Annotated in this window: 16 protein-coding genes; 9 read left to right on the top strand and 7 right to left on the bottom strand. The window is 46.6% G+C overall.

Annotated features, from left to right (window positions below; translation table 11 throughout):
- Positions 1-267: 267 nt before the first annotated feature.
- Complete coding sequence (locus tag QUA99_RS21165) at positions 268-555, bottom strand: hypothetical protein (RefSeq protein ID WP_006632921.1); 288 nt, start codon at positions 553-555, stop codon at positions 268-270.
- Positions 556-1,049: 494 nt separating this feature from the next.
- On the opposite strand from QUA99_RS21165, the gene QUA99_RS21160 reads away from it, so the two are divergent.
- The 3 genes from QUA99_RS21160 (at position 1,050) to QUA99_RS21150 (ending at position 3,378) form a co-directional block, all read left to right on the top strand.
- On the top strand, positions 1,050-1,310 hold the full coding sequence (locus QUA99_RS21160; protein WP_333240521.1) for a MoaD/ThiS family protein: 261 nt from the start codon (positions 1,050-1,052) through the stop codon (positions 1,308-1,310).
- Between the two features lie 358 nt (positions 1,311-1,668).
- Positions 1,669-2,967: a threonine synthase gene (gene thrC, locus QUA99_RS21155; RefSeq protein WP_333240519.1), complete on the top strand. Its 1,299-nt coding sequence runs from the start codon at positions 1,669-1,671 to the stop codon at positions 2,965-2,967.
- Between the two features lie 135 nt (positions 2,968-3,102).
- On the top strand, positions 3,103-3,378 hold the full coding sequence (locus QUA99_RS21150; RefSeq protein WP_006632924.1) for a MoaD/ThiS family protein: 276 nt from the start codon (positions 3,103-3,105) through the stop codon (positions 3,376-3,378).
- Between the two features lie 357 nt (positions 3,379-3,735).
- Here the strand turns inward: QUA99_RS21150 and QUA99_RS21145 are convergent, their stop codons facing one another.
- The 3 genes from QUA99_RS21145 to QUA99_RS21135 all read right to left on the bottom strand — a co-directional run bounded on the left by QUA99_RS21145 (position 3,736) and on the right by QUA99_RS21135 (position 7,960).
- Positions 3,736-5,625 (bottom strand): ribonuclease J, encoded by a 1,890-nt coding sequence (locus tag QUA99_RS21145; protein WP_333240517.1) that lies wholly within the window; start codon positions 5,623-5,625, stop codon positions 3,736-3,738.
- Between the two features lie 260 nt (positions 5,626-5,885).
- Entirely contained in the window at positions 5,886-6,809 is a 924-nt protein-coding gene (gene dapA / locus QUA99_RS21140) for a 4-hydroxy-tetrahydrodipicolinate synthase (protein WP_333240514.1), read from the bottom strand.
- 107 nt (positions 6,810-6,916) lie between these two features.
- Entirely contained in the window at positions 6,917-7,960 is a 1,044-nt protein-coding gene (locus QUA99_RS21135) for an aspartate-semialdehyde dehydrogenase (protein WP_333240512.1), read from the bottom strand.
- 118 nt (positions 7,961-8,078) lie between these two features.
- Here QUA99_RS21135 and QUA99_RS21130 point away from each other — a divergent pair, with 118 nt between their 5' ends.
- The 4 genes from QUA99_RS21130 to clpX all read left to right on the top strand — a co-directional run bounded on the left by QUA99_RS21130 (position 8,079) and on the right by clpX (position 12,807).
- Positions 8,079-8,288, top strand: coding sequence for a hypothetical protein (locus QUA99_RS21130; protein ID WP_333240510.1), 210 nt, complete (start codon positions 8,079-8,081; stop codon positions 8,286-8,288).
- Between the two features lie 709 nt (positions 8,289-8,997).
- On the top strand, positions 8,998-10,416 hold the full coding sequence (gene tig, locus QUA99_RS21125) for a trigger factor (RefSeq protein ID WP_333240507.1): 1,419 nt from the start codon (positions 8,998-9,000) through the stop codon (positions 10,414-10,416).
- A gap of 348 nt (positions 10,417-10,764) precedes the next feature.
- Positions 10,765-11,454 carry an ATP-dependent Clp endopeptidase proteolytic subunit ClpP gene (gene clpP / locus QUA99_RS21120; RefSeq protein ID WP_015179195.1) on the top strand — a complete coding sequence of 230 codons (690 nt, stop codon included), beginning with the start codon at positions 10,765-10,767 and terminating at the stop codon, positions 11,452-11,454.
- Positions 11,455-11,463: 9 nt separating this feature from the next.
- The gene (gene clpX / locus QUA99_RS21115; protein ID WP_333060535.1) at positions 11,464-12,807 is read left to right on the top strand and encodes an ATP-dependent protease ATP-binding subunit ClpX; all 1,344 of its coding nucleotides are present in this window, start codon (positions 11,464-11,466) and stop codon (positions 12,805-12,807) included.
- Positions 12,808-13,028: 221 nt separating this feature from the next.
- Here clpX and QUA99_RS21110 read toward each other — a convergent pair whose 3' ends face one another.
- Complete coding sequence (locus QUA99_RS21110) at positions 13,029-13,538, bottom strand: hypothetical protein (protein WP_150111624.1); 510 nt, start codon at positions 13,536-13,538, stop codon at positions 13,029-13,031.
- A gap of 371 nt (positions 13,539-13,909) precedes the next feature.
- Positions 13,910-15,970 (bottom strand): DNA polymerase III subunit gamma/tau, encoded by a 2,061-nt coding sequence (locus QUA99_RS21105; protein ID WP_333240505.1) that lies wholly within the window; start codon positions 15,968-15,970, stop codon positions 13,910-13,912.
- Between the two features lie 12 nt (positions 15,971-15,982).
- On the opposite strand from QUA99_RS21105, the gene QUA99_RS21100 reads away from it, so the two are divergent.
- Both QUA99_RS21100 and QUA99_RS21095 read left to right on the top strand, forming a co-directional pair.
- On the top strand, positions 15,983-16,183 hold the full coding sequence (locus QUA99_RS21100) for a hypothetical protein (protein ID WP_333240502.1): 201 nt from the start codon (positions 15,983-15,985) through the stop codon (positions 16,181-16,183).
- A gap of 325 nt (positions 16,184-16,508) precedes the next feature.
- Entirely contained in the window at positions 16,509-17,420 is a 912-nt protein-coding gene (locus QUA99_RS21095) for a hypothetical protein (protein ID WP_333240499.1), read from the top strand.
- 16 nt (positions 17,421-17,436) lie between these two features.
- On the opposite strand, the gene QUA99_RS21090 is transcribed toward QUA99_RS21095, so the two are convergent.
- The gene (locus tag QUA99_RS21090) at positions 17,437-18,159 is read right to left on the bottom strand and encodes a DevA family ABC transporter ATP-binding protein (RefSeq protein ID WP_333240496.1); all 723 of its coding nucleotides are present in this window, start codon (positions 18,157-18,159) and stop codon (positions 17,437-17,439) included.
- Between the last annotated feature and the right edge of the window lie 12 nt (positions 18,160-18,171).

The raw sequence follows: 18,171 nt of genomic DNA, 5'->3' as shown, positions 1-18,171 counted from the left end.
CATATGCATACCCTGTTATTCAGCAAGGTCGGAAGCGTGTTGGCATTGCCAGCAATCTTCCGGCCTCTTTATTGTTTGGGTTACTTCAGGCATGGGGTACAAGATGCAGAAGGCAAGGCAAAAATATAAATTCTCCCCCTGTCCCCATCTGCCCCTCTCCCGAATCTAGAGCTTCTGCCTCTCATTGAAATAGAATCCGACAGCAAGTTTAAGGAATCACTAAGGAATAATTAATAACTTGTTAAATCAGCTCCTTTTGCCCTTCTCTCAATCTTCTGTTTTCAGAAATTCCGATACCGAGACAGACTTCGGGAGACTCTCCAGATCTTGAATTTCGCTTTCGTGGGCAAAAAACTCGACTTCTTTGTCGTCAATCTGGATCTGATAGCTAGCGGTAGCTGTCACAACCCGTCGCTTTTTTTTATCTTCTATTAAAACCCAACACACGACAGGTCTTACCCATCTCTCAACGTGCTGGCTTTGCTTCGTACTCCCAAAGGCATACCAGCCTTTAGCTTCAATAATTTGAAGCACTTTAAAATCGTTATTTGCCATATATTTCTATCGCGTTAACTTCAGTATTCTTCTTAGATATAACGGCTAGCTTGCTAAGCATGGCAAAGGTTTGACCATCCCGAGCCGCACTAGATGACCTGATTTTTAGTCAGGAGAAGCGGGTTGGCAGGGCCTTGTCTGCGTTGTTGACTGCTAAATTTAGTGCGAGCTTTTTGTACTCTCCCACAATTACCGTAAAGTATCTATACCGCATCCTCAAAAATTATTCTCGCATTAGCCTCAACAGCAGCCAACTAGACCTTAGCTAGCTGCATCTAAGTGGATGCTAACTGCTTCTAACGCCTGGTTGGTGAGAGCGATCGGCATACAATCCTGTTAAGAGTTTTTGCTGCAATCAACTATCATCTTTACCCGATGGGGTAAAACTTAACTAGAGGTTGCCGCTTTCAATTCTAAGCCTCGGCGCGCCTAATTCCTAATTAATTGTATGGTGTAGTTGATAATTGCCAAACCGTCGATCGCACTCAACAGCCGTGTCTAACTTTTCGATTACCGTCACCGTTAAACTGTTCGCCGCCTTCGGTGAAGCCTACGGCGTTTCGGAACTTACATTAGAACTTCCTCCCGAAACCCCAGTGTCTCAAGTGCTCGAAAGCTCGATCGCCCAATATCCTCAATTAGAACAATGGCGCGATCGCACCCGCTTCGGGATCAACCTGGAATTCGTCTCCCCCGACACCATCCTCCAAGACGGCGACGAAGTTGTACTCATCCCCCCCGTCAGCGGCGGGTAGGCTAAGTTGGTTAATCAAAAATTCCAGGTTTTGTAGTTGTGTTCGATCGCACGAATGCCCAATTGTGAGCCAAAAAAAGATTTATTAAGTTTTGTAACAATTGCGTCGGCAAATCATCCTTGAGATCGATCGGGCTCGCGTGCGGGCCTGACAATCTGGATTAAGAGCCCGATCCTGAAAACAAGCCAAATCCTTTTGGGGTGGGCGTCCCGCCCGCCCAAACATCCAAGTTCAATACACCGCTGTTTAACTGAAAATCAAACCCGACTAAAAAAATCGGGTATGGTTGACGGGGTAAATTGACCGTGCTAATCTTGCACAAGACTAAGAAAACATTGCAAAACTAGAGAGTTGAGCTATGACCCAGGCGACCAGAACCCAATCCACAGCAGCAACCTTCACAGCCCTCAAATGTAAAGAATGCGGCGAAGAGTACGAACTCCAAGCCAAGCACGTCTGCGATTGCTGTTTTGGCCCGCTTGAAGTCAAGTACGACTACGACGCCATCCGCCGCACCGTCACTCGCCAAACCATCCAAGCCGGCCCCAACTCGATCTGGCGCTACCGCGCATTTTTACCAGTCGCTACAGATAATGTCATCGATGTCGGCACAGGCATGACTCCTCTATTAAAATCCCACCGCTTGGCGCGCCGCCTCGGTCTAAAAAATCTTTATATTAAAAACGATGCCGTCAATATGCCCACTCTCAGCTTTAAAGACAGAGTGGTGTCAGTCGCCCTCAGCAGAGCGAGAGAATTGGGTTTCACAACAGTATCCTGTGCCAGCACCGGCAATTTAGCTAACTCTACGGCTGCGATCGCCGCCCACGCCGGACTCGACTGCGTAGTCTTCATTCCCTCCGACTTAGAAGCAGGCAAAGTCCTCGGCACTCTGATTTACAATCCAACTGTCATGGCAGTTCACGGCAACTACGACCAAGTTAACCGCCTGTGTTGCGAAGTCGCCAATACACATGGCTGGGGATTTGTCAATATCAACTTGCGTCCCTACTATTCCGAAGGCTCAAAAACCCTCGGGTACGAAGTTGCCGAACAGCTAGGCTGGCAATTGCCGGATCACATCGTCGGTCCCCTTGCTTCCGGCTCCCTGTTCACAAAAATTTACAAAGGCTTTCAAGAATTCACCGAAGTCGGTTTAGTGGATGAAAAGAAAGTCCGCTTCAGCGGCGCCCAAGCTGACGGCTGTTCCCCCATCGCCCAAGCATTCCGCGAAGGCCGTGATTTCGTCACACCGGTGAAACCGAATACAATTGCTAAGTCGATCGCGATCGGCAATCCAGCCGACGGTATGTACGCCTTGGAAATCGCCCGCAAAACAGGCGGCAACATTGAATCCGTCAGCGACACCGAAATCATCGAAGGCATGAAACTGCTAGCAGAAACCGAAGGCATCTTCACTGAAACCGCAGGCGGCACAACAATCGCAGTCTTGAAGAAACTCGTAGAAGCAGGTAAAATCAATCCCGATGAAACCACCGTCGCTTACATCACCGGCAACGGTTTGAAAACGCAAGAAGCAGTTCAAGGTTACATCGGCGAACCCATCACCCTCGAACCGAAACTAGAAGCATTCGAGCGCGCCCTAGAACGTGCCCGCACACTCGAACGCTTAGAATGGCAACAAGTTTCGGTTTAACAGCTATTAGTCAGTAGTAGGCAGTCATTAGTCATTGGTTGTTAAGCTGTTGACTGATGACTACTTACCGATCACTGATGACTAATGACTGAGGACTAATAACTCATAAATGACTACTGACTAAGGACTAAAAAAATGACCGTCAAAGTTTTAATTCCCACTCCCCTGCAAAAATTTACCAACAATCAAGCCACCATCGAATGCGCCGGCGATAACATTTCCGAACTAATTGAATCGCTGGAAACAAATTGTCCCGGCATCAAAAAAAGCCTGTGCGACGAAAAGGGAGAACCCCGAAGATTTCTCAACTTCTACGTCAACAGCGAAGACATCCGCTTTTTGGATGGCTCAAAAACTGCTCTCCAAGATGGCGATGAAGTCAGCATTGTTCCTGCTGTTGCTGGTGGCTGATTTTGCAACCGCAGATGGTGGCAGATAAACACAGATGAACGCAGATAGAATTAATTACTATCTGCGTTCATTTGCGTTTATCGGCGGTTAAAAACTATTCCCTCACTTAGGAATGAGAATTAAATAACTTCCACTCTTGAAAGTGGGATGGGCGTCCCGCCCGTCCAAAAAAGACAGGCGGGACGCCCATCCCACAATAACAATTACAATTGTAAGTTATTTAATTCGCGATCCTTAGTGAGGAAATCATATTTTATGAAATCAAATCTAGGCTTGTAGTTGCGCTTGGGCATCCAAGCGCAACTACAAAACCTAAAACTCCTTTCTTGGTCCGCAGCGCGTTAGGGAATTATCCCACTAGGAAGCTGCCCTTGCAGCAGTCCGGGGACGGCGCCGACCCGTCACCTGATTGGCAGGAGATGGCAAAGATGGCGATGGCGATGATGGCGATGATGGCGATGATGGTGATGATAATAGCTTAGGTGCTTCCAAGGAACCTGGAGCTACTGCTGCATTTTCCGATCGCACAAAGGACGCTTCTTCAGGAATTTGCATCAGGAATACTAGCAAGGGATTGCTTTGAAGTTCCCGGCGCATCACTCGCCCAATAGCCTTTTCTATTTGCGTTTGCACTCCTACCCAGTCAACATCAACTTGTGAGTCTGAAGCAGCAGGTTTTACAAATTCTGACCAACGATCGCTCAAAACTGTTTCAATGGTTTGAATGATTAATTTGATCACAACTTCGCGATCGGCTGATGTCACCACACCTTTCAAGTGGACTTCTGGTTTGGCAACTAATTTGCCTTCCCAATTCAAAGCCGCCGCTACAGTTACAACGCCATCTCCGGCCAACTGCTGGCGTTCCTTGAGGACGCTGGCTTTGACAACGCCCGATCGAGAAGAGTCTACCAATTCAATTCCTGAAGGCACTTTACCGCTCACTCGCATCGAATTTTCAGTTAATTCTACGACATCGCCGTTATCAATAATCACCATATTGCTAGCGGGAATGCCCATGCTTTGAGCCGTCTTGGAATGCTGGATCAGCATCCGGTGTTCCCCGTGCACTGGCAAGAAGAATTTGGGACGAGTCATGTTAATCATTAACTTTTGGTCTTCTTGACAGCCGTGGCCGGAAACGTGAATGCCTTTGTCGCGGCCGTAAACCACGTGTGCTCCCAGCATCATCAGTTTATCGATCGTGTTTACCACTGCGATCGTATTTCCCGGAATCGGATTAGCTGAGAAAATGACTGTATCGCCCTTTCTGATTTTCAGTTCGTGATGTTCGCCGTTAGCAATGCGAGTCATCGCCGCCATCGGTTCGCCTTGGGAACCTGTAGTTAAAATCAGTATCTTGTCTTCTGCCAAATTGCGGATTTCTTTCAGCGGTTTGAAAATACTATCTTCGCATTTGATGTAGCCGAGATTGCGGCAGTGAGCGATGACGTTAAGCATCGACCGGCCAACCACTCCGACATACCGATTGTTTTTCTTAGCCAATTCCAAAACAATTTGCAATCGGTGTACCGACGAAGCAAAAGTCGTCACCATCACCCGTCCCGGTGCTTGAGCGATAATTCTGTCTAGATTCGGCGCAACAGAACGTTCCGAAGCGGTAAAACCCGGTACTTCCGAGTTAGTAGAATCGCTGATCAAGCACAGCACGCCTTTCTCGCCGTACTCGGCCAGCTTTTGCAAATCAAAATGCTCGCCGTCTACAGGAGTGTGGTCAATTTTAAAGTCTCCGGTGTGGATCAAAATTCCCACGGGAGTGTGAATTGCCACAGTAAAACTGTCGGCCATCGAGTGAGTGTTGCGAATGTATTCGACTAAGAAATTCTTGCCAATTCTGACAGTATCCCTGGGTCGAACCGTTCTCAATTCAGTGCGGTGAGACACTCCGGCTTCTTCGAGTTTTCCCGCTAATAAAGCCATCGCCAAACGGGGGCCGTAGATGACGGGAATTTCAAATTGTTTGAGGTGATAAGGGATACCCCCTATGTGGTCTTCGTGACCGTGAGTCACGATCATACCTTTAATTTTGTGGCTGTTTTCCCGCAGGTAAGTCATGTCTGGGAGGACAATATTTACCCCGTGCATTCCATCTGTCGGGAACGCTAAACCGGCATCTAAAAGAATTATTTCGTCGCCGTACTCGAACACACAAGTGTTTTTACCGATTTCGTGCAGCCCGCCGAGGGGAATAACTTTTAGAGCAGATGCAGTTGTATTTTTGATCATGCGTATCCTTTGTTAGTTATTTTTGTTATTGGTCTGTGGTCTGTGGTCTTTCGTCTTTCGTCTACTGTTCGTTGGTAGGGCAATATTTTTCCAAATATTTATGGAAAAATCCCTGGCGGGTTTTACTATCCCGTACAGTCAGTTGTCTTTGGCCTTCATTCTTCTTTCTTCAGTCTTTAATCCTTGACGGTTAGCTACTTACTAACAGTTAATTACTAATGACTGATGACTCAGAACTAATGACTGATAACAACCAATATTCAGTTGTCTGAAAACTCGTTGTCGCTCGTCTTACTAGCTGATACTGCTGCTAGCTGACTCAGTACGTCCTTTAACTTTTGAGTCACCTCAACGGGCGGATCGCACAGGGGCGGACGGGTGGAGCCTACATCCCAGCCTTGAAGTTTGAGAGCTGTCTTGACGGGAATGGGATTTGTGGTGAGAAAAAGAGCTTTAAACAGGTCAAAAAGTTGCAAGTGAATCTGGGTAGCGACTTGAACTTGACCGGCCTCGAAAGCTTCGATCATCTGTTGCAGTTGTTCTCCTACCAGATGGCTGGCTACGCTAACTACACCAGATCCTCCTACCGCCAACATTGGCAAAGTTAGGGAATCATCTCCAGAATAAATGGCAAATTCAGGGGATGTCAAGCACCGAATTTGACTTGCTTGATCCAAGTTGCCACTTGCTTCTTTTACGGCCACAATGTTGGGGATTTCGGCCAATCGAGCCACCGTCTCCGGCAACATATTTTGACCTGTGCGACCGGGGATGTTATATAACATTATAGGGAATTCTGGAGCAGATTGCGCGATCGCCCGAAAATGATTGTACAAACCTTCTTGCGGCGGTTTGTTGTAATAAGGAACCACCTGCAAACAGCCATCTAACCCGAGTTTAGCTGCTTTTTTCGTAGCTGCTACTGCTTCGGAAGTAGAATTCGATCCGGCTCCTGCTATTACTAACGCCTTACCGACCACCGCCTTTTGTACTACCTGAAATAATTCGTACTCTTCATCCCAAGTCATAGTGGGAGACTCGCCGGTAGTGCCGCACACTACCAAGCTATCCGTACCGCGATCGGCTAAATGAACTGCCAATTGTTCTGCTACCGCATAGTTAACGCTGCCGTCTTCCTTAAACGGCGTAATCATTGCAGTCAGAACCCGTCCAAACTTTACCACACTTTCTCCGATTTTAGACTGTTGATTTGTGATTTTAAATTTTTGATTTCAGATGAAAGGTTTATCTAAAATCCCCAATTTCAATTTCCCAATTGCCAGGGTTCCCCCTAATTAGAAGCTGCCGCCACTTGGGTTCGCAACAAATTTTTTTCTACCAGCAACTCAGCTATCTGCACCGCATTTAAAGCTGCCCCTTTGCGAATTTGATCGCCAGACAGCCACATCTCCAACCCGCAGGGGTGAGAAATATCTTGGCGAATCCTGCCAACTAACACCTCATCCTTACCGCTGGCTTCTGCGGGCATCGGGAAATAATTAGCTTGCCAGTCTTCTACCAGCTTAACCCCGCTTGCCTGCTTTAAGATTTCCCTGGCCTCGATCGCGCTAAAAGGCTCTGCAAACTCTAGATTAATCGCTTCCGAATGAGCCCGCAGTACGGGAACCCGCACACAAGTTGCCGTAATTTTAATGTCGTCCGTACCAAATATCTTCCGAGTTTCGTTTACCATTTTCATCTCTTCTTCACAATACCCCAAATCGTTAATCGGGGTATTGTGCGGAAACAAATTAAATGCTAATGGGTAGGGAAATATATCTGTTTTGGGCGTTTCCCCCTGCAAAATTGCTCTTGCTTGAGCTTTCATTTCCTCCATTGCCCTCGCCCCCGCCCCGCTGGCGGACTGGTAAGTCGCTACAACGATGCGCTGTATCGGCCTAACTTTGTGAAGTGGCCACACAGCAACTGCCATCAAAATTGTGGTGCAGTTGGGATTAGCAATTATACCTCGGTGAGTTGCTGCTGCTTGGGGATTGACTTCGGGAACCACTAGCGGTACCGTCGCATCCATGCGGAAAGCGCTAGAATTGTCAATTACCACTGCCCCGGCTGCCACCGCTTGCGGAGCCCATAACTTAGAAGTCGAGCCGCCGGCAGAGGCGAGTACCAGATCTACATTATCAAACGATCGCGCCGAAACTGCTTCGACCGGCAGCATCTCGCCGCCAAAAGGCAAAGTTGTGCCTGCTGAACGTTCCGAAGCCAGCAGCTTCAAGTTAGAAATCGGAAAACTCCGGCTGTGCAATAGTTCTAGCAACTCGGCACCGACTGCGCCGGTGGCTCCTAAAATGGCAACGCGATAGGATTGAGACAAATTAGTTTCCTCCACAAATTAGATTCTAAACGATCGAAATCAAAAATTTAAATAACTGCAATTCTCAATATCAAACTTAATTAATGTTATGCGACATCAGGAGCATGAGAGGATGGCAATGGTGCAGTTAACCGAAACGGGCGATCGAACTTCCCGATTGATCCGTGCGATCGTACCCAATGCCAGTTTAGCATCTTTTGCCGCTAGCGAAGCTTGCAGAAGAGGATCGCCCACGCCCAATCCGCATCCGGTTAAGTTTTGCGATATATCTGCATTTTCGCAGGCGCATCCATTGACTTTAACTAGCTACCGAGGCCGGCAAGATTGACATCACAGGGCGATATGTGCTATGGTGCATCGGCAATTAGTGGACTTAACCTCCACATTCCTAGCAGCAAAAGCTAGTATCCTCAAACCAAAACTATTTGGCAAGAGCCAAAAAAGTAGCCGGCAATGACTTACAGTCTCATCCGGTAAAGGTGTTGTAGTTGTGCCCTTACGAGTCAAAGCGTAACAAAATTAAAATGCAGGCAAAGTCAGATTTGTATGTATTTTATCAAGGAAATTGGGTCTAAAACCCTGTCCTTCTAGGACGGCTTTAATTTCTTAAATCCCTTCCTAAAAGTCAGGAAATTTCTAGTATACTACAGTAGTCAAGGTTCAACTCCTGCGCCATAGTGCATAAAAACAGTTAACGACACACTTGGGCGCGTAAACCGGGGGACAAAGAGCGGCGAAAACTCTATAAACAGCTAGGGGCTTAACACAGTTCCTTTAACCAGAGAAACAAACTATTTAGTCTTGTGAAGTAGGGTAGGGCATACCCGAACTCTAGGTAAATATCCTAGTAAGCTTTTGGAGATAGACCCTCTGGGATGACTGCGAATCAGGCTCGTTAATTGGTAGGATTTCTACGGTTAAAAAGTTTGAGGATTGCCGAAAGGACGCAACATTTTAAGGTCAGTCGCTGAATTAAGAATCCCTGTCCTTTAGGTCAGGGAGTGTCAATACACTATTGTTAAATATCACAAAAGCCGATGAAAGTAACCCAGGAAAAACTTCCAGCTAGCCAAATAGGTCTGGAAATCGAAGTACCGTCAGAAAAGTCAAAACAAGCCTACGAGCAAGTAATTAAACAATTCGCTCGCGAGGTTAATATTCCTGGGTTCCGCAAAGGCAAAGTTCCCCGTCAAGTTTTGCTACAGCGCCTGGGCCAGACTCGTTTGAAGGCGACGGCTTTGGAAAATTTGATTAATGATTCCCTGCAAAAAGCCCTCGAACAAGAAAAAATTGCGGCAATTGGCAGTTTTGAACTGCGCACCGAGTTTGAAGAATTACTAGCTAAGTTCGATCCAGAACAGGATCTGATTTTTTCGGCTAAGGTTGACGTACAACCAGAAGTGAAAATGGGTCAGTACACAGGTTTGCAACTTCAAGCAGAAGAAGCTAAGTATGATGAGACTCAGGTAGATGAGGTACTGGCAAAATATCGATCGGACAAAGCTGCTTTAATCCCCGTAGAAGGCCGGCCGGCTCAGTTGGGAGACACGGCTTTGGTTGATTTCTCCGGTAGATTTGCCGAAGCACCCGAAGGCGAAACTCCAGCAGAAATTCCTGGTGGCGAAGCAGAAGACTTCCAAGTAGAATTATTGGAAAATCAGTTTGTACCGGGCTTTATCCAAGGTATGATCGGGATGAATCCGGGAGAAACTAGAGAAGTTTCTGTGCAGTTCCCCGAAGAGTATAGCAGTGAAGAATTAGCCGGAAAACCCGCAGTCTTTACGATTACCCTTAAAGAACTTAAGGAAAAAGAATTGCCGGAGTTGGACGACGACTTCGCCCAAGAAGTCAGTGAGTTTGAAACTTTAGCAGAACTGCGCGAATCGCTCGAAACTCGGTTTAAAGCAGACCAAGAAAACAAGACATCAGCAAATAAGGAAAAAGCTATATCAGCAGCACTCGCGCAGCTAATAGAAGTGGAAATCCCCGAAACAATGATCGATCGCGAAATCGATTATTTGCTGAATCAACAAGCCCTCCAATTGAAAAATTACGGCATAGATATCAACCAACTGTTTACCGAAGAAAATATGGGCCCGATGCGGGAACGCTCGCGCCCGGAAGCAATCGAACGCCTCAAGCAGACTTTAGCTCTGGCGGAAGTAGCCAAGCTGGAATCCTTATCTGTGGAAGACGCAGAAGTAGCAGCAGAAGTAGCAAAAGTCAGAAAGCAGTTTCCCAAAGGAGATTTTGACCTCCAAAGGTTGCAGGAGTTTGTAGCAGAAGACTTGCTCAAACAAAAAACCCTGAAATGGTTGGAAGAAAAAGGGACAATCGAACTCGTACCTGAAGGCTCTCTGACTCCTGCAGCAGCAGAAGAATCAGAAGAATCAGACGCTGAAGATTCAGCAGAAGCAGCCACGAGCGTTGAAGTGGAAGTTGTAGGCGAAGAATAGAACTTAAATGCGATAAAATGTCCTAATTGGGGCATCAAATCAACCGTGATTTTAACGGCGCACCTAGATCCTTAACTACAAGCTCCGGGTGCGCCAGATCCTTACTAAAAGCTCGGAGTGTCCACTAGAAGCAGCGATGATTTACAAGTAGGTGTTTTAACTCATTCACCCCGCGAGCCTAGCTAGTCAATCCAGCGTTGCGCCCAGCGCAGAAAGCAATTTCAAAACTCAAAACTCCGCATTCCCCCGATATCCGTTCAGAAGAGGCATAATAGTTAAAAGCTGGCGGCTTAATTGAAAGCTTTCATCAGCAGCAGCAAATTGTCTAGAATCCTTGACTGGTGTCTTATGGTTGTATCTCAATCTTCCAATTACCTAATTACAAGCTATAACGATTTTGATGTCAGTTCCAGCCCCAGCAATGTAGTGCCGATGGTACTAGAACAGTCGGGGATGGGTGAGCGGGCTTTTGACATTTACTCGCGCTTGCTGCGGGAGCGAATTGTGTTTTTAGGAACTCCCGTAACCGACGAAGTTGCTGACTCGATAGTGGCTCAGCTATTGTATCTGGATGCCGAAGATCCAGAAAAAGATGTCCAAATGTACATAAATTCCCCCGGCGGCTCGGTGACGGCAGGCATGGCAATTTATGACACAATGCAGCAAATCCGCCCGGATGTGGTGACGATTTGTTACGGTTTGGCAGCGAGTATGGGCGCTTTTCTACTGACAGCAGGAGCTCACGGTAAGCGGATGTCTCTTCCGAGTTCCCGAATAATGATCCACCAGCCGCTTGGAGGCGCTCAAGGTCAAGCGGTTGATATTGAGATTCAAGCCAAAGAAATCCTTTATCATAAGCGTAAGCTGAATCAACTGCTAGCGCACCACACAGGTCAACCGATCGAGAAATTAGAGGCGGATACAGAGCGCGACTTTTTTATGTCAGCCGAAGAAGCCAAAAATTACGGTTTGGTCGATCGAGTTATCGCTAAAGAAAACCTTCCGGCGGCGGGAGAGAATGTCACTGCACTGAATTAAGAGGCTGTTATGTCTAAGTACGACTCCCATCTAAAATGTTCGTTTTGTGGCAAGTCTCAAGAGCAAGTACGCAAGTTGATCGCAGGGCCCGGGGTGTATATCTGCGACGAATGCGTAGACTTGTGCAATGAAATTTTAGATGAGGAGTTGTTTGATTCGAGTGCAGTGCCTGCTGCTGCGGTGGCTCCGAAGCAGGAAACGACGCCAAAGCGCCGCGGTACCTCGGGCAAAAGTATGTCGCTGAGCCAAATTCCCAAGCCGAGGGAAATTAAAAATTACCTCGACGAAAACGCTATCGGGCAAAATGAGGCGAAAAAAGTGCTCTCGGTGGCAGTTTACAACCACTACAAGCGCCTCAGCTTTATCCATGCCAAAAATAGTGGCAAGCACCCGCCGGAAGAAGTAGAACTGCAAAAATCGAATATTTTGTTAATCGGGCCGACGGGCTGCGGAAAAACTCTGCTGGCTCAGACGTTGGCGGATATGCTAGACGTACCCTTTGCGGTGGCTGACGCGACGACGCTGACGGAAGCGGGCTATGTCGGGGAAGATGTGGAAAATATTTTGCTGCGGCTGCTGCAAGTGGCAGATATGGACGTGGAAGAGGCGCAGCGCGGCATTATTTATATTGATGAAATTGACAAAATAGCCCGCAAGAGCGAAAATCCTTCGATTACGCGGGATGTGTCGGGGGAAGGCGTGCAGCAGGCGCTGCTGAAAATGCTGGAGGGGACGATCGCCAATGTACCTCCCCAAGGCGGCCGCAAGCATCCCTACCAAGACTGCATCCAAATTGATACCAGCAATATCATGTTTATTTGCGGCGGTGCTTTTGTCGGTCTAGAGAAAGTGATAGAGCAGAGAACGGGTAAAAAGTCAATGGGTTTTATTCAGCCCGGAGAAGCTCAGCCGAAGGAAAAGCGGGCTGCTGATGTACTCAAGCAACTGGAACCGGATGATTTGGTGAAGTTTGGGATGATTCCTGAGTTTATTGGGCGGGTGCCAGTGGCGGCGGTGTTAGAACCGCTGGATGAGGAAACGCTGATGGCGATTTTGACGGAGCCCCGAAATGCTTTGGTTAAGCAGTATCAAAAGCTGCTGAAGATGGATAATGTGCAGTTGGACTTTAAGCCAGAGGCAATTCGGGCGATCGCCCAGGAAGCATACCGCCGCAAAACTGGAGCACGGGCGCTGCGGGGAATTGTCGAAGAATTGATGTTGGATGTGATGTACGAGTTGCCGTCGCGCAAGGATGTTGCCCGATGTACGATTACTAAGGAAATGGTCGAGAAGCGATCGACTGCTGAGTTGTTGGTACTTCCGTCTTCGCTACCAAAACCGGAGTCGGCTTAAGTTCAGATATTTTACTATTCTCGTGGAAGAGGCATCGTGCCTGTTCCACAAAAATTAAATTTTCTTGGGGGGTGGGTTCTTATAGCCCGCTCTAAAGCATTATTGAACGAAATCAGCGCAACGAGAGACTAAAGAATCAAGTATGAAATCTATTTGTGGAAAGGAGGAAAACTCGGGCAAAGCTAGGGAGGGACAGAATTGAATTTTTAGTCATTTCGGGTTTAACCTCGATAATCTGGTTTCAATCGTTTCAGACTTTTTTTGCTAATCGGAAAACACACATTAAGGGATCGATGTCCTTGGTAAGTATCAGTGAATTTCCATTCTAAAATTAAAGCTCCTACAATCAAGCAACCATTAGCAACATAAGACACAGTGTCTTGAATACCCAATTTACTTTTCTCTACACCCCACCAATTTTCACAATCGTGTTTCAACCCATAACTTGAATCTTCATAATTAAACGATTTGATCAAGTCTAATTGACTCAGCCAATATCTAGAGCGATAAATTTGGTCAAGATAATATTTATCATTCCAATTTTCGATTTGCCAAAGCTTAAATTCACTCGCCGCTGTCCCCATTCTAATTTTGTAATCGCGGTATTGTTGTTCAGTCTGAAAATACCCATCAACAGTTAACCAAGGATGTTTTTTAACTACGGTCAACACTCTCTTCCATTCCGATTCAAAATCAATTGCTAATAAAAAAGGAAAATCGTATTCGCTCAAAATTTTTCTCATTTTTTATCTACCTCAACAGGACGGCACGTATTATTATAGCAATTAAGATAACTGGTGCTGCAAGCCTAGCCCAACACAAGGTTTCTTTAAGTTCCGAAGCTATAAAATCCCAGATACCAACAGATATCCACAGCATAATACCTACCAGACTCAAAATAGCGGAGAGCGACATACTCGGCGGAAACCCTGAAAACAGTTTTATAATAGCAACAGCCTTGGCGGTTATGGCATAAACTGGATTTTGACTGCGGAGCGTTGTGGAACAGGCCGGAGAGCCCGTTCCTAAGAATAGTGCAAGATGTAAGATCAACTGGACTTAATATTATATGTCAAGCCAATTCCCAATGCCCAATTCCCATTTACCAATCTATAAAATCATCCTCATTTAACTCAGAAGATAACTCGGGAAAATCCGGTTCAGATTCCAATCTAAAAGTTTCCGACTCCCAAATCTCCAAGTCATCCGACAAATCGACTACTTCCCCGTCAAACATATCAGCCCATTGCCTAGCCGTATTCGCGACATATTGAGCGTCATCACGCACCGCTATAGCCTGAGCTTTAAAGTCATTTTGAGAGTCTGTAGAAACGTTTGTGGGCGATCGCCCTTCGGAAATTGCCGGCACATTAACCGCAGTATTTTCAGCCGCTGGCGGGTGTTTTTGTTCTTCTCCACCCTTTCCAAAAAAATCATCTGTAATCTCAGAATCCGCCGACTTCTGCACCTGTTGGCCCGCATCACTCACAGGATGAGAATTCCTGGGATTTTCGCCAACACGTCCGTTAGAAGTAGGCAAATCCTTGGCGCGGGAACTATTAGTTTCAGCGGGATTTGTCAAGCCCACTTTTACGGTTACTCGACGGTTAAAAATTTGCAAAAAAGCTTCTTCAATATTAGCTACTTTGTCTTTAACCATATTGAGCAACGGCTGGGAACTAATCTTAACATGAGCAGTATTATTGCTAAAAATTACTAGCTGTCCGTGTTGGCGAAGCAGCGATTGAGTGCCATGCGGCCGCACGCGGTCAAGTACCTGTTCCCACACTCGATTTAAATCGATTTCATCGCCTGAATTAGTCGGTGAATAATTTGTTTGAGTCGTTTCAGGAGTTGGTACAGGTGCGGGAATCGCAGCAGGAGGTGGGCTATCTGTTCGATTAGCCACAGGCTGCGAAGTCGGTGGAGGATTTTGAGGTTTGGCAGCGGGAGGCGGTTCAATATTAGATATCTGACTCCCCCCCTTAGCAAGGGGGGGCTGGGGGGGGTGATTTTGTGGTGGTTGAGCAACATTTTTCGCTGGTTCGCTTGTTGTTTGGTGCTGAGTTCTAATTGCTGAGGGCAACAATCCCAACAGCGTTACTTCCAGCCACAAACGCGGCTGAGTAGTGTTTTTAATTTGCACTTCGTGGGTTTGCAAATGTTTCTGACCTGCCAAAATCAACTCGGCATCCCAACTGCGGGCAAAATCCCCCAGTTTTTCCCAAGTGGCCGATGTTAAAGCTACTAAATCTGACCGTTTCGGTGCAGCTTTGGCTATTAGCAAATCTCGGTAAAAGCTGGCGAGACTTTGCAGCACGATTAGCGGTTCCCGACCGCGATCCATGAGATGGCGGGTCATGTCTATTAATGCTGTAGCGTTATCTGTATCAATAGCTTGCAGCAAATCCATTAAATCATTTTCAGGAACTGCACCGACTAAATCCCAAACTTTTTCGACTGTTACTTCACCCTGAAATAAGCTTAGTTGGTCGAGCAAACTTTCGGCATCTCGCAGACCACCTTGGGCGATTTGAGCTACCATTTGTACTGCATCGCTGGCAATATTGATATTTTCTAATTTGGCAATTTTGTGCAAATGAGCAATCATTGCATCGAGGGGGATGCGGCGAAAGTCGAACTTTTGGCAACGAGAAATAATAGTTGGTAATACTCTTTGTGGGTCGGTTGTGGCGAGGACGAATACAACGCGATCGGGCGGCTCTTCTAATGTTTTTAATAAGGCATTAAATGCCTGGGTACTGAGCATATGAACTTCGTCTATTACATATACTTTATAGCGGCATTGTACGGGAGCAAATTGAGCTCTTTCGATTAAATCCCGAATGTTATCTACTCCCGTGTTGCTGGCGGCGTCAATTTCGATGACATCTAGTGTGGAACCTCGGGCAATTTCTTGGCAAACGTTGCATTTGCCACAGGGTGTGGGGGTGGGGGCAACCGTAGAAATACAGTTGAGGGATTTGGCGAAAATTCTGGCACTGGAGGTTTTACCTGTGCCTCTGGGGCCGGTGAATAGATATGCTGGTGCTATACGCTCTTGTAGGATGGCGCTGGTGAGGGTTTGGGCGATCGCCTCTTGACCGACTAATTCGGCAAATGTCTGAGGGCGATATTTGTGGTGCAGGGGTTCGTAGGTCACGATCGAATATGGGTGGTATTAGCTGTAATCTTAGCTAAGGAGACGTTGTTCGATCGCACCACAGCTCGACTTTCACAGCCAGCCACTCGGTGGGCAGGCACGGTGGCAGCCATCGAACAGCAGCCACGAGCACCCTCCCAACGTCCGCCCCTCGATCGTCCGGGCGATCGGCTGTTCTCCTCGATCTTTTCCCCTGCTCGAGCCCAGAGTTAGTATTAATTTATGTGTATTTCTTTTTATGTTGCTAGAAATGGAGACCGCCGAACAAACATTTTTTTTAGCTATCTTGGTATAATATATTACAGACAATTCACCATTTCTTTTTGCCAGTGCCAGCGCGCGATTTTCTGATATTTCGGGAACCTGGTTGCAGTTAAAGATAAAGTATTAATTAGAGGGTGCGTGTTCCAGTTGCAGAAATCCAGTTGTACCAAGATGATGGTGGAATGATGTCAATATGGGTTGATCGAGTTGCACTACCAGCTATGCTCTGGAGTCCTGTATAAATATAGCGTCAAATTTTACCCTTTAAAAGCCCATGTCAACCCAAATAATCCTTGTAGAACCAAGGTTGGCAGTAGCCTCTCCCAAACCTAAACAGGCTAAACCCGGACATCCGTCCTCAGACCAACTCTTCATGGGAGCCTCGGGATTACTGTTGTTATTGCTTATCGGTTTAGCGGTGTTTAGCAAGATCAAACTCGACGATTTGAGCAAAAAGCTCAAATTTGAGGAGTTTAGAAATCGAGAACTCCAGAAAAAATACAAAATGGCTCTGGAAACAATCTCAAAAATGGAAAAGAATCCCGACCTTATCCACTCCCGAGACTTTAATTTAGACTACCTGAGAATGCGGATGGCGGAAGAAGTTTTTCACTTTGGCATTGTGAACCAGATCAAGCAAAAAGTCAAAGATAAAATTAGCATTGCCCTACGTCCGACGCAGAGTGCGGTGGGAGAGAAAAACGGGTCGGCGGGCAGCGGCAGGCAAGTGGATTCGATGTTTGATATCGAATACGAAACTGGCGACCCCGCAGTAAAAATAGAAAAACGAGTGCTGTTTCGGATTCAAATTAAGCTGATGAAACTGCCGACTCAGGCAACATCGGCGACAATTAATCAAATTATTGACTGTTTGGAAACTTATCTGAGTCCTTCTGACGACCACGACAGTTGGCAGCCGACAATTCAAGGTCGCATCGTTCATATTGAGTGGGATCAAAAAGCCAAGCCGACGCCGATGTTGGTGCTGGAACAGTCGAATGAAGGGGTGAATGTTACCTTTAGGACTACGAGAACGCCTGCAGGCAGACCTGCAAATGCTACTGAGAGCCAATTGGCAGGAGCTAAGGGTCAAAAAAGTGGCAAAAGTAGTTCTAAAAGTCCAGCCAAAGGTGGGACAAAAACTCCTGCTAAGGTAGGAGGAAAGCGTCCCGGTGCTCGGAAATAAGTTGAGGTAATTAAGTTTATTTTCCCGAAAGAACGCTTGTTGCCGCCGTTGTTGATGTGTCTTGTGCGAGGTAGCCGTCTTCCATGTGAATAATGCGATCGGCTATGTCTAAAATGCGGTTGTCGTGCGTGACAAGCAAAATAGTGCAGTGCTGTTCTTTTGCCAAACCTCGCATAATTTCTACTACATCTCGACCAGATTTACTGTCTAGTGCTGCTGTTGGTTCGTCTGCTAAGACTAATTTCGGCTGGCTGACTAATGCCCGGGCGATCGCAACTCTTTGTTTCTGCCCACCCGAAAGACTGTCGGGGTAATAATCTATTCTTTCTCCCAAGCCTACAGCTTGCAGCATTTCCTCTATTTTATCATTAGTTTCTTGGGGAGAAAGATGGTTGTGCAGGTCGAGGGACATTTGCACATTTTGCCTAGCTGTCAAGCATTTAAGCAAATTATGAGCTTGGAAAATATAACCGATGTCGCGACGGACTTTAACTAATTTATTTTTCGCGGTTCCCCGCAATTCTTGGTCGAGAATTTTCAGACTACCTTCTTGGATCGATCGCAAAGCTCCAATCAAGGTTAACAATGTTGTTTTACCAGACCCCGAAGGCCCTGTCATCAGCACGATTTCGCCCGGATAAATGTCGAGGTTGATGTCAAATAATGTCTGTTTGCGAAGTTGTCCTTCCCCGAAGGAATGATTGAGATTTTTAATTGAGACAACTGGTAAAGTATTCATGGTTATTTGTTA

Origin of the sequence: Microcoleus sp. F10-B2 (genome assembly GCF_036704965.1) — a bacterium.
Classification (GTDB): Bacteria; Cyanobacteriota; Cyanobacteriia; order Cyanobacteriales; family Microcoleaceae; genus Microcoleus.
Note: the sequence above shows the minus strand (reverse complement) of the source record. Positions and strands in the feature narration are given on the sequence as shown.